This window comes from Kocuria sp., from assembly GCF_030536815.1.
GTDB lineage: Bacteria > Actinomycetota > Actinomycetes > Actinomycetales > Micrococcaceae > Kocuria > Kocuria gwangalliensis.
Map to the genome: position 1 here is coordinate 3,166 of NZ_JAUNPE010000052.1, position 12,059 is coordinate 15,224.

The 12,059-nt window shown below is 63.8% G+C and carries 11 protein-coding genes and 1 pseudogene; 5 read left to right on the forward strand and 7 right to left on the reverse strand.

What is annotated here, in order from left to right:
• Both Q4E95_RS06710 and Q4E95_RS06715 read right to left on the reverse strand, forming a co-directional pair.
• Positions 1 to 340 (reverse strand): annotated as a pseudogene (locus Q4E95_RS06710) (ABC transporter permease); the annotation flags it as partial.
• 111 nt (positions 341 to 451) lie between these two features.
• Positions 452 to 2,239, reverse strand: a complete 1,788-nt coding sequence (locus Q4E95_RS06715) for an ABC transporter family substrate-binding protein (protein WP_303382582.1) — start codon at positions 2,237 to 2,239, stop codon at positions 452 to 454.
• 314 nt (positions 2,240 to 2,553) lie between these two features.
• Here Q4E95_RS06715 and Q4E95_RS06720 point away from each other — a divergent pair, with 314 nt between their 5' ends.
• From Q4E95_RS06720 to Q4E95_RS06730, 3 genes are all read left to right on the forward strand, one after another.
• Positions 2,554 to 3,036 (forward strand): lipopolysaccharide assembly LapA domain-containing protein, encoded by a 483-nt coding sequence (locus tag Q4E95_RS06720; protein WP_303382583.1) that lies wholly within the window; start codon positions 2,554 to 2,556, stop codon positions 3,034 to 3,036.
• Between the two features lie 48 nt (positions 3,037 to 3,084).
• On the forward strand, positions 3,085 to 4,671 hold the full coding sequence (locus Q4E95_RS06725; RefSeq protein ID WP_303382584.1) for a cation:proton antiporter family protein: 1,587 nt from the start codon (positions 3,085 to 3,087) through the stop codon (positions 4,669 to 4,671).
• Positions 4,672 to 4,802: 131 nt separating this feature from the next.
• Entirely contained in the window at positions 4,803 to 7,016 is a 2,214-nt protein-coding gene (locus Q4E95_RS06730) for an NADP-dependent isocitrate dehydrogenase (RefSeq protein ID WP_303382585.1), read from the forward strand.
• Between the two features lie 162 nt (positions 7,017 to 7,178).
• Here Q4E95_RS06730 and tpx read toward each other — a convergent pair whose 3' ends face one another.
• Positions 7,179 to 7,676: a thiol peroxidase gene (gene tpx / locus Q4E95_RS06735; protein ID WP_303382586.1), complete on the reverse strand. Its 498-nt coding sequence runs from the start codon at positions 7,674 to 7,676 to the stop codon at positions 7,179 to 7,181.
• A 137-nt stretch (positions 7,677 to 7,813) separates the two neighbouring features.
• Between tpx and Q4E95_RS06740 the strand changes: the two genes are divergently transcribed.
• Positions 7,814 to 8,800: a malate dehydrogenase gene (locus Q4E95_RS06740; RefSeq protein ID WP_303382587.1), complete on the forward strand. Its 987-nt coding sequence runs from the start codon at positions 7,814 to 7,816 to the stop codon at positions 8,798 to 8,800.
• Positions 8,801 to 8,802: 2 nt separating this feature from the next.
• Here Q4E95_RS06740 and Q4E95_RS06745 read toward each other — a convergent pair whose 3' ends face one another.
• Positions 8,803 to 9,312, reverse strand: a complete 510-nt coding sequence (locus tag Q4E95_RS06745; protein WP_303382588.1) for an O-acetyl-ADP-ribose deacetylase — start codon at positions 9,310 to 9,312, stop codon at positions 8,803 to 8,805.
• Between the two features lie 82 nt (positions 9,313 to 9,394).
• Here Q4E95_RS06745 and Q4E95_RS06750 point away from each other — a divergent pair, with 82 nt between their 5' ends.
• Positions 9,395 to 10,117 (forward strand): PIG-L deacetylase family protein, encoded by a 723-nt coding sequence (locus Q4E95_RS06750; RefSeq protein WP_303382589.1) that lies wholly within the window; start codon positions 9,395 to 9,397, stop codon positions 10,115 to 10,117.
• Positions 10,118 to 10,126: 9 nt separating this feature from the next.
• Here the strand turns inward: Q4E95_RS06750 and Q4E95_RS06755 are convergent, their stop codons facing one another.
• From Q4E95_RS06755 to Q4E95_RS06765, 3 genes are all read right to left on the reverse strand, one after another.
• Positions 10,127 to 11,224, reverse strand: a complete 1,098-nt coding sequence (locus Q4E95_RS06755) for a tellurite resistance/C4-dicarboxylate transporter family protein (protein ID WP_368660314.1) — start codon at positions 11,222 to 11,224, stop codon at positions 10,127 to 10,129.
• Complete coding sequence (locus Q4E95_RS06760) at positions 11,221 to 11,616, reverse strand: YchJ family protein (RefSeq protein ID WP_303382590.1); 396 nt, start codon at positions 11,614 to 11,616, stop codon at positions 11,221 to 11,223. The genes Q4E95_RS06755 and Q4E95_RS06760 overlap by 4 nt, the downstream gene beginning before the upstream one ends.
• Positions 11,613 to 12,059, reverse strand: a 447-nt coding sequence (locus Q4E95_RS06765) for a uracil-DNA glycosylase family protein (protein ID WP_303382591.1), incomplete at its 5' end; no start/stop codon positions are given. The genes Q4E95_RS06765 and Q4E95_RS06760, both read right to left, overlap by 4 nt.

Sequence of the window (12,059 nt, forward strand, 5' to 3'; positions counted from 1 at the left end):
GGATGGTTCCCGCGGTCACCAGCATGATGGTCTGGCCCATGGCGAACAGCAGAAGTTGGGTGACCTCCAAACCGTCACGTGTGACGCCTAGGCTGCACATGTCCGAGAACGGAACCAAGCAGCCGAGTGCACCGCCGAGCCAGGTGAAGTACCGCAAAATGGGCGGCTGGTCGAGGTTCAGTGAGTCGATACGGTCCGGAATCAGTTGGGCCGCGTTGGGATGTCCGTAGAGGTCCCAAAGGGGGTCACCCGACGCTGCGGTCATGATGTACACGATGAACGAGGCGCCCAGAAGAATCAGAACGGCTGTGATGAGCCGGCGAAGAATGTAAGAGATCATGTCGCTGCCTTGAGAGTGCGTAGTCACGGCCGCTGTGCGGGCCCGGTTGCCCGAGCCCGCACAGCGTATCCGTGGGGGCGGATTCAACTCATGCGAGTGAGCGAATCACCCTTACTTACGCGACCACTCCCAGAGGTTCCAGAAGGCACCGTCCTGGTTGGGCTGGTACTGCACACCTTCGACGTCCTCGGATACGCCGAAGAAGCCGGGGTTCTGGAACAACGGCAGGCCGTAGGCATCCTCGAAGGTGTGCTTGTCGATCTCGACCATTTGATCCACGCGGGACTCATTGTCCAGGTTGGAGCGGGCCTCATCCACGAGCTTGTCCACGTCGGGGTTGGAGTAGTCGTTATAGTTACCGCCGCCCCCGGTCTTGAAGATCTGGGACAGCACTTCGGTACCCACGCCCGGGGACACCCAGCCGAACAGCGACGCCTCGTAGTCACCGTCGGGCAGCTTCTCGGACCAGCTCGGATCGCCCAGGTCCTCGACCTTGAAGCCGGCCTTCTCGGCGGACTCCTTGATCAACTGGAACGAGTCGACGCGCGCGGGGTTCTCGTTGTTGTACAGGATGCGAACGGTCGGGGTCTTACCGTCGAGCAGCTCCTTGGCGCCGTCGATATCGACCTCACCGTAAAGGTTCTCCGCTTCGTTGTTCTCCGTGGCCTTCTCGTACGGTTCGCCCTGGCTGGAGACATACATCTGGGAATTCAACACGGATGCTTCGTCGGTGACCGGCTTGATCAGCTGATCAACGATTTGCTGGCGCGGAATGGTCTTGAGGAAGGCCTCTCGGACGTCCTTGTCCTTGAACGTTTCGGTTCCGAAATTGAGATCCACGTGGTCGTAGGACAGGTCCTGCCCCTGCAGCACATTGACCGAGTCGATTTCCTTCACCTGGTCAATGGTGTCCTTGTTGACACTCACCGGTGCCATGATGTCGACCTCGCCGTTGCGCAAGGCCTGAATCTGAGCAGTGGAGTCACCGATGAAGCGAACGGTGATCTCGTCCAACTTGCCTTGGTGCTCACCGTTGTACTGGTCGTTCTTGACCATGGTCAGGGAGCTGCCCTCGACAATGTCCTTGATCTTGTAAGGGCCGTTGGACAAGAGCAGCTTGTCGTTCTCGGGGGTCTTGGTGAAGTTGAAAGCGGTGTCCCACGCCTCGCCGATCTTGGCGAGGTCGGCATTCTCCTTGGGGCTTTCCGGATCGCCCTTGGGCGAGTCCTCCAGCACGGTGAGCAGCTCTTCCTCGGTCATACCGGCCTCTTCGGCAACCACGTGAGCGGGGTGCAGATAGTCCTGATCCATGGCGATCTCCCAGTCGGCCTGGGGCTCGTCGTACTTGAGGGTGAAGGACTTCCCGTCCTCGGAGAACTCGGGAATGTCCGTGTGGCCCAGAATGTCCGTGGATCCGGCAATGGTGAAGTAATCCTTGCCGGTCTTGGCTTCTGCATCGCCGTCATCGTAGTAACCGGAACTGGTGGCCCACCAGAGCATCACGTCGGCCTTGTCGATCTTGTTGCCGTCGGACCATTGGGGATCGTTCAAGGTGTATTCAACGGTCAGCGGATCATCAGAAGTTTTCTCAAAGGTGCCGAACCCTTCATTACGCTGGATTTCCTGGGAGGGATTCACATACATGAAACCTTCGCGGGTACCCGTGGCCACCTTGCCATTGATGTCCAGATTGGCCTTGGTGTACCCGGGGTTGGCGCCGGTGAAGGCATTGGTCTCGGCAATGGTGAGCACGCCACCCTCTTGCCCGCCGCCGTTATCACCACCGCTGGTTTCTTCTCCGCCGCCACCGCCGCCGACGTTCGCGCAGCCGGTCAGTGCCAGTGCGGCGATGGCCGCAACTGAGACGGCTGCCTTGCCTTTAAAGGTGTATTTTCCCATGACGTTTCTCTCCTGGTGTGGTGTTCACGATCGGTGGAGCACCACGGTGTGCTTCCACCGCGAGTTGATTAAGGCGAGCGTGAGGTGTGTTTCACCTCACAATGATTGATAGGTTACCGGTCGTTCATCACGAACACGGTGCATCGACGACCGTGTTCAACGAATAAGCGGCATTTGTTACCCAAAGGTCACAAACCGGAAACACCACGCCACCGAGGGAGACGATTCCGGTTCGGGCCACGGCAGCTATCCCGCTCAACTGTCGGTGTGACTACGCTGTTCACAAGAGGCACTAACGACCCGGAGGAAGCGCCATGACTCAACATCCGCAAGAACCCGCACAACCTCGCCGTGAGTCATCGGACTCCGGTGTCCGCTACGAAACCGGGACCGGGCACCCGGGCGAGCGCACTGCTGCGCGCGACCGCGCGACGTCGGCGTCGGCGGCAGCACCTCGGGACGAACGACAGGACACGCGGACGGCGCGGGCCACCGACCCCACGCTGGACGGTCCCAAGAAGGCCGGCGTGTCCGGCATTGTGTGGGCCGCGCTGATCCTGGGTGTGATCATCCTGATCCTGCTCCTGATTTTCATCATCCAGAACAACGTGTCCACACGATTCGAGTACATGGCGTGGCAGTTCAGCCTGCCGCTGGGCGTGGCCATGCTGCTGTCAGCCGTGGCGGGCGCCCTGGTCATGGCGCTCGTGGGATCGGTGCGCATGTTCACGCTGAGTCACCGCGTCCGCAAGCTTGAAAAGGAACGCGCGCGAATTCAAGACACCCTCGACCGGTAACGAGTCATGACGCCCCCGCCACGCGCCACCGTTGAAACCAGCTGAGCCATGACCACCGTGGCCGTCTACCTGGTGGTGGTCATGGGGCTGGGCGCATTCGCGCATGTGATTCGGCTACCCCCGCTACTGGGCTTTCTGGCCGCGGGGTTCATCCTCAACGGACTGGGTGTGCAACGGCTGGACGAGCTGGAACTACTGTCCGAGCTGGGCGTCACGCTCCTGCTGTTCGGTATCGGGCTGAAGCTGGATCTGCGCACCCTGCTCGGCAAAGAGGTGTGGGCGGCGGGCACCATTCACATGGCCGTCAGCGCCGTGGGTGGTGCCTTAATGCTGTGGCTCATGATGCTGGCCGGCCTGGAGTTGGCCGGTGAAACGCCGGGGACGGTCTTCCTCGTGGCCTTTGCGCTGTCCTTCTCGTCCACCGTGTTGGTCGTGAAGATTCTGGATGAGCGCGGCGAGTCCAACTCCTTGTACGGGCGGGTGGCCGTGGGCATTCTGGTCCTTCAGGACATTGCTGCGGTCCTGTACCTCACCATCTCCAGCGGCCACCTCCCCTCCCTCTGGGCGCTTCTCGTGCTCGCATTGCTGTGGCCCGTGACCAGGCTCGCGCGAGTGTTGTGGTCCCGATTGGGGCACGGGGAGCTGCTGGCCTTGTTCGGTGTGGTCATGGCGTTGGTCCCGGGATGGTGGGCCTTCACGGTCACCGGGCTCAAGGGTGACTTGGGTGCCCTGCTGGTCGGTGTGCTTCTGGCCTCACACCCCCTGGCACGTGACCTCGCCAAGTCCATTCTCACGGTCAAGGACCTTTTGCTCGTGGGCTTCTTCGTGAGCATCGGCTTCTACGGGCTACCCAGCGTGGAAATGCTCGTCATGGCCGTGATCCTGTGCCTGTTGATCCCCATGCAGTCGGCGGCCATGGCCGCCACGCTCACCCTGTGCGGATTACGACGCCGCACGGCGGTGCGCGGGGCCCTCGCCCTGGCCAACTATTCGGAGTTCGCGCTCATCGTGGGCTCGACCGCCGTGGTCTCCGGGCAGCTCGACGACGACTGGCTGGTCATGCTCGCCTGCGCCGTGGCGCTCAGCTTTGTGGTCTCCACCGTGCTCAACCGCCGCGGCAGCATGATCACCAACGCGTTGCTGCGCGCAGTTCCCGAGGCGCCCCAGGACAAACTCCACCCGGAAGACAGGCCACTGGACCTCACCCGCGCGGATGTCCTGGTGATGGGGATGGGCCGGGTGGGCACCGCCACCTATGACGAGTTCACCGCCACGACCTCGCACAAGGTGGTCGGCCTGGAGATCGATCCCTTGCGGGCGCACCACCTGTGGGGGCGCGGCTACGACGTCGAGAACGCCGACGCCACGGACGCGGACGTGTGGGACCGGATCTCGGCCACCGGGCACGTGAAAATCGCCGTGCTCGCCATGCCGTTCCATGACGCAAATCTTTCCGCGCTGAAGGAACTGCACCACTCCGATTTCGCCGGACGAGTGGCCGCCGTGGCCCAGTACGAGGACCAGGTCTCGGAATTGGAGAAGCTCGGTGTGGACACCGTGATCAACCTGTATTCCGGTGCGGGACTGGCCCTGGCCGTGGAGGCCCAGGAGGACTTGGAGTACCCGGACAACTGACCCCCGCCCCGCGTAACCCGCTCGACCGGATCCGGCGACCGAGGATGCGTGAAACCCTCCGGGTGTGGTGACGGCCACGGGGTAGGCTGGAGGGCAGTCCAGTGACCGTCAAACCAAGGAGTCATTGCCCCATGCCCAAGATCATTTACACCAAGACGGATGAAGCGCCCCTGCTGGCCACTTATTCCTTCAAGCCCGTGGTTGAGGCCTTCGCTTCCACCGCCGGTGTCGAGGTCGAAACCCGGGATATTTCCCTGGCCGGCCGCATTGCCGCCCAGTTCCCGGACCGTCTGACCGAGGAACAGCGCGTGGCCGATGCCCTCACCGAATTGGGCGAACTGGCCAAGACCCCGGAAGCCAACATTGTGAAGCTTCCCAACATCTCCGCCTCCATCCCGCAGCTCAAGGCCGCCATTGCAGAGCTGCAGGCCGACGGCTACGACATCCCGGATTACCCGGAGGAGGCCGTGACGGACGAGGACAAGGACATCCGCGCCCGCTACGACAAGGTCAAGGGTTCCGCCGTGAACCCCGTGCTGCGCGAGGGTAACTCGGACCGCCGCGCTCCCAAGGCCGTGAAGAACTACGCCAAGAAGCACCCGCACTCCATGGGTGAGTGGTCCGCGGACTCCAAGACCAACGTGGCCACCATGGGCGAGAACGACTTCCGCTCCAATGAGCGGTCCGTGGTCATGCCCGCCGATGACACCCTGAAGATCCAGCTGGTCACCGACCAGGGCACCGAGGTGCTCAAGGAATCCGTGCCGGTTCTCAAGGGTGAAGTGGTCGACGCGACCTTCATGAGCGCCTCGGCTCTCGACGAGTTCCTCAAGGCCCAGGTGGCCCGCGCCAAGGAAGAGGACGTGCTGTTCTCGACCCACCTCAAGGCCACCATGATGAAGGTCTCCGACCCCATCATTTTCGGCCACGTGGTCAAGGCGTTCTTCCCCGAGGTCTTCGCCCAGTACGGCGATCAGCTGGCCGCCGCCGGCCTGTCCCCCAACGATGGTCTGGGCGGGATTCTCTCCGGCCTGGCCAACGTGGCTGACGGTGACAAGATCAAGGCCGCCATCGAAGAGGGCATCACCAACGGCCCCGAACTCGCGTACGTGAACTCGGACAAGGGCATCACCAACCTGCACGTGCCCTCAGACGTGATCGTGGATGCTTCCATGCCCGCGATGATTCGCACCTCCGGCAAAATGTGGGGCCGCGAGGGCCAGCAGGAAGACACCCTGGCGGTGCTGCCGGATTCCTCCTACGCCGGTGTGTACCAGGCCGTGATCGAGGACTGCCGCGCCAACGGCGCCTACGACCCCACCACCATGGGCACCGTTCCCAACGTGGGTCTCATGGCGCAGAAGGCCGAGGAGTACGGTTCGCACGACAAGACCTTCGAGATCGAGAAGGCCGGTACCGTGCAGGTCGTCAACCAGGCCGGCGATGTTCTGCTGTCCCACGAGGTTCGGCCCGGTGACATCTGGCGCGCGTGCCAGGCCAAGGACGCCCCCATCAAGGACTGGGTCCAGTTGGCTGTTCGTCGTTCGCGCGATTCCGGCATGCCCGCCGTGTTCTGGTTGGACGAGTCCCGCGCCCACGACCGCAACCTCATGGAGAAGGTCAACCAGTACCTGGCGGACGAGGACACCGACGGTCTGGACATCCGGATTCTCTCCCCCGAGGACGCCACCACGTTCACGATCGAGCGCATCCGCCGCGGCGAGGACACCATCTCCGTGACCGGCAACGTGCTGCGTGACTACCTCACCGACCTGTTCCCCATTCTGGAACTGGGCACCTCCGCCAAGATGCTGTCCATTGTTCCGCTGATGAACGGCGGCGGCCTGTTCGAGACCGGTGCCGGTGGTTCCGCTCCCAAGCACGTCCAACAGCTCGTGGCGGAAAACCACTTGCGGTGGGATTCGCTGGGCGAGTTCCTGGCCCTGGCGGCTTCCTTCGAGCACCTGGCCACTCGGTACGACAACCCCAAGGCTCAGGTTCTGGCGGACACGCTGGACCGCGCCACGGGCACGTTCCTCAACGAGAACAAGTCCCCGTCCCGCAAGGCCGGCGAGCTCGACAACCGCGGTTCGCACTTCTACCTCGCCCTGTTCTGGGCCGAGGAACTGGCCAAGCAGACCGAGGACCCCGAGTTGGCCAAGGCCTTCGAGAAGGTTGCTTCGGAACTGCGCGCCAACGAGGACACCGTCCTCACGGAGCTGCTCGAGGTCCAGGGTTCGCCCGCCGACATCGGCGGCTACTACTGGCCCAGCAACGAAAAGGCCTCCAACGTGATGCGCCCCTCGGCCACGCTGAACAAGATCGTGGATTCGCTCAGCGCCTGACCGCCTAGCGCGTTCTAAGATCGACGACGCCGCCGCGTCGCCTCTTCGGGGGCGGCGCGGCGGCGTGGTTGTGACCTACTTGCTGCCACGACCCTGACCCGTGAGAAATCGGGCATGAAAAAGAGGCGGGACCCTAAGGCCCCGCCCCCTCACCGGGAGTGCTTAGGACAAGACGTCCGCAACGGCGTCGTAATCGGGCTCGTTGGTGATCTCGTCCACGAGCTGGGTGTAGACCACCTTGCCGCTCTCGTCGAGAACGACCACCGCACGAGCCAGCAGACCCTCAAGCGGTCCGTCGCTCTGAACCAGGCCGTAGTCCTCACCGAAGTTCGAGCGGAAGGCCGAACCGGTGGTGACATTCTGGATGCCCTCGGCGCTGCAGAAGCGATCATGGGCGAACGGCAGGTCCTTGGACACGCAGACCACTGCGGTGTTGTCGAAGGACGCCGCGCGCTCGTTGAACTCCCGCACGGACTGGGCGCACACGCCGGTGTCCAACGAGGGGAAAATGTTGAGGACCACGCGCTTGCCCGAGAAATCCTGGGACGTCACGGGGCTGAGATCGGAGCCCACCAGGTCAAAGGTGGGCGCGGTGGTGCCGGAGTCCGGCAGTTCGCCGGAAATGTGGACGGTGTTTCCCTGAAATGCGGTAGTTGCCATGTCTTCATTGTGCTGTGCGCCACGCGTCATGTCAGCACCTTGGGCCATCTTTAGCCGTGCGCTGAACTTCCCGCTGCTAGTCTCGAAACCATTGCACGTCCGCGTAACCGGCGTCACGCCGCGCCTCAGGAGGATCCATGAGTCCAGCACCCGTCAACGTTGCCGTCACCGGAGCCGCAGGCCAGATCTGTTACAGCCTGTTGTTCCGCATCTCGCAGGGCGAGCTGTTCGGTCCTGATCAGCCGGTGCGCCTGCAATTGCTGGAGATTCCCCCCGCCCTGGGCGCGCTGGACGGCGTGGTCATGGAACTCATGGACTGCGCTTTCCCGCTGCTGGCGGATGTGCAGACGGGTGATGATCCGGAGAAGGTCTTCGACGGCGCCAACCTGGCATTTCTCGTGGGTGCCCGCCCCCGGACCAAGGGTATGGAGCGCGGGGACCTGTTGGAGGCCAATGGTGCGATCTTCACTGCGCAGGGCGCAGCGTTGAACAAGGCAGCGGCAGACGATGTGCGCGTGGTGGTGACCGGTAACCCCGCGAACACCAACGCGTTGATTGCGCAGCAAAACGCTCCGGACGTCCCCGCGGATCGTTTCAGTGCGCTGACCCGTCTGGACCACAACCGGGCCATCTCACTGCTGTCCCAGCAGACCGGTGCGCCTGTCACCGACATCAAGCGCATGAGCATTTGGGGCAATCACTCCGCCACGCAGTACCCGGATCTAAGTCACACCACGGTGGCGGGCAAACCGGCCCTGGAGCTGGTGGATCACTCGTGGGTGGAGGAGGAGTACATCCCCCGGGTCGCCAAGCGCGGGGCGGAAATTCTTGCGGCACGGGGTACCTCGTCCGCAGCGTCCGCCGCCGGTGCGACCATTGACCATGCCCGGGACCTGTTCCGCGGCACGGAGGACGGCAATTGGACCTCCATGGCCGTGGTCTCCGACGGGTCTTACGGTGTCCCGGAGGGTCTGGTCAGCTCGTTCCCGGTGACCACGTCCAACGGTGAGTGGTCGATCGTGGAAGACCTGGATGTTTCGGCCTTCTCCCGCTCGCGCATTGACGCGTCCGTGGCCGAGCTCGAGTCGGAGCGCTCGGCCGTTCGGGACTTGGGTCTGATCTAGGTTCAGCGGCCGAGGGCCTCGTGGAACATCTCTTCGGCGTCTTGGGAGAACGGCACGAAAATGACGGTTTCCACGGACGTATCCGTTTCCCGCACGGTGCGCACAGCAATTTCCGTGGCGTTGTCCATGGGCCAGCCGTAGATTCCGGCGGAGATGGCGGGGAAGGCCACGGATTTCGCGCCGATCTCGTCCGCCACTCGCAGGGACTCCCGATAGCAGGAGGCCAGGATGTCGCTTCGATCGGTTTTCTTGGCGAACACGGGGCCCACGGTGTGGATCACCCATCGCGCGGGAAGGTTGTACCCGTCCGTGGCCACGGCCCGGCCCGCCGGAAGGCCGTCCTTGAGGGTGGTTTCGCGCAGCTGCTTGCACTCTTCCAGAAGTTGTTTGCCCGCCGCGCGATGAATGGCGCCGTCCACTCCCCCGCCTCCGAGCAGTTTGGAGTTGGCGGCGTTGACAATGGCGTCTACGTGCACCTTGGTGATGTCACCTTTGACAATTTGAACGTCCATGACTTCACCCTACGCCGCCGCCCGGCGAACACCAGGGGCTGCAGGCTTGGCCGTCTGCGTTGGGGCTGTCTACGCTGAAGCCATGGCTGATCTCCCTATTTTTGACGATTCCCAGGTGCAGACCGTTTTGTGCGTGGTGGCCCACCCGGATGACATGGAGTACGGCGGTTCCGCGGCCGTTGCCCGATGGGTGGAACACGGCGCACACGTGTCCTACCTACTGCTGACCGCGGGCGAGGCCGGCATCCGGGGCAAGGATCCGAGCGAGGTCGGCCCGCTGCGGTCCCGGGAACAGCGGGAGGCCTGCGCGGCCGTGGGAGTTGAGAACCTCACCATCCTGGATCTGCCGGACGGCATGCTCGAACACGGGCTGGACCTGCGCAAACGCATTGCCCGGGAAATTCGGAAGATCAAGCCGGACACCGTGGTCACCTTGAACTGGGATGAGAAGGCCACGTGGGGTCTGAATCAGGCCGATCACCGCGCTGCGGGGCTCGCCACTCTGGACGCCATACGGGATGCCGACAACCCCTGGGTGTTCCGCGATCTCATGGCTGGTGAGGGCCTGGAGCCGTGGGGCGTGACCCGACTGATCGTCAACGGAGTGGTTCCTGATTACGCCGTCGAGCTCACCGAGGCCAATATCGACGCCGCGGTCGACTCGCTGCGCTGTCACAAGCAGTACCTCTCGGCCCTGGGCAGCCACCCCGATCCCCAGGAGATGATCACCGGCATGACCGCGGACGCCGGCCGCGCCGCGGGCGTGGCTCACGCTCTGGGAATCAAACTGTACGAATTGCGCTGAGCAACAGCCCTACGATTCAACGGTCATCCCGGTAACGCGGCGCAGACCCATGGCCGTTCGTGCCCCCCTGCCCAGCATCGCCACCAGCGTGATCGCCCACGCGGCAGCTCCCACCCAGTAGAACCACTGACCGATGTCGGTGAGCAGGGGCAGATGGTTGGCCCGTCCCAAATACATCCCCGCCACTGCGTACATGCCCAGTGGGAACACCATGGACCACCAGGACGCGTGGTACGTCAGCGGAATTTTCCTGGCCGCGTGCCGCCAGATTCCCAGGGCAACGAGCACCGGGATCAGCCACGTGGCGAAACACCACAGCACCACGGCCAGGCCGGCCACCAGCCCGCGGGTCACATCAACCATGGGGGCGCTGTCCATTTCCACAATCAATGCGCCCGCCACCACCGAGATGGCCAGGGAACCCATGGCCACCCAGTATGGCGGGTCGATATTCTCCGGCGTGAGCGGATACACCAGCAAGCGCAGGGACAGGAACACGGCGCACGCGGCGTAGAGGATGAGCCCGATGGACCAGCACATGACCGCTATCACGGACAGTAACTGCCGCCCATCCGGGTAAAGCGGTTCCAGGGTGGCACTGACCACGGCCATGGATTGAACGGCAACCACCCAAATGAACCACGAACCATTGGCCAACTTCAGGACCGGCCGCTCAGCACGCCCCAGGACGGCGAACCACGGCACCAGGTATCCTAGGATCACCCACCCCACGGCCGACGCAGCAAGCAAAACCAGCCCCCCGGCGTGTATCCCGATCGCAATCAGACAAATGGCCACCACATTGGTTGCGGCCACACCGGTGAAGAACCCGAAGGCCCTGGACGGGTCATGAAGGTCGTCCATGAGCGAGTTCCGGAAGGCCACAGCCCGCCACAGTGACAGCCCCACCAGGATCACGAACGCCACCACGGCAATGGCCATGATTGCGCGGGAGAGTCCCGATAATCCCAATTGGTAGGCCCCAACGGACACTATGCCGCTGCCCATCACCATCGCAAAACACGACGGCGGCAATCCGGCCACGTTGGCACGCAGCGCACTCCAAGCGCGCTCGCGACGCGCCCTCGAAGGACGAGGAACCGTCACTGCTCTCCGCCGGTCAAGGCTGCCACGTACATCCAGCGGCCGGCGCGCTTGCGGAACAGGGACACCTCATGTTGACTCTCTCCTCGCCCCGCAGCGAGATAGCGCGCGGTGAATTCCACGACGCCGTTCTCGTCCCGTTCCCCGCCCGCTTCCGTGGCATGGATGGTCAGTCCCAGCCACTCGGTCCCGGGGTCCGCCGAGACCTCCGACGGGCGGGTCGAGGGGTGCCAGGTGCGGAACAAGTGATCCTCGTGGCCGAGCGCGAAGGCCGTGTACCGCGAGCGCATCAGGGCCTCGGCCGTCTCCGGCCATCGCTGGTTGGTCAGTGCCGGTTCACAGCATTGTGCAAAGGACGCACCGGCGGGACCTCCGCCACAGGGACACACACTCATTGTTGGGAGTGTAGCGACTCTTCGGGATTCCGCCCGGCCGCCAGCGCCAGCGCCCGGTCCAGCATGGGTTCGGTCAGCCGCCCGGTGAACGTGTTTTGCTGGCTCACGTGGTAGCAGCCCACGAGCCGAACGGGGCGCCCGTCCGGTCGCTGCAATGCGGCAACAGCGCCGTGTCCGAACTTGGGGCGGGGTTTGGGCACGCCCCACCCCATCCGCACGGCGGCGGCCAAGGTGGTCTGCCACGCGATGCCGCCCAGCGCCATGATCCCCTCGACCTCGGGGAGGAGTGTCATTTCGCGGTCGAACCAGCCACCGCACGCGGCCTTTTCCGCGGGCAGCGGTTTATTGGCCGGCGGGGCGCATCGCACGGGCGCGATCATCCGCACGCCCCGCAGCCGTTGCCCGTCTCCGGCGGTGCTCACCGTCTCGTGAGCGGCGAATCC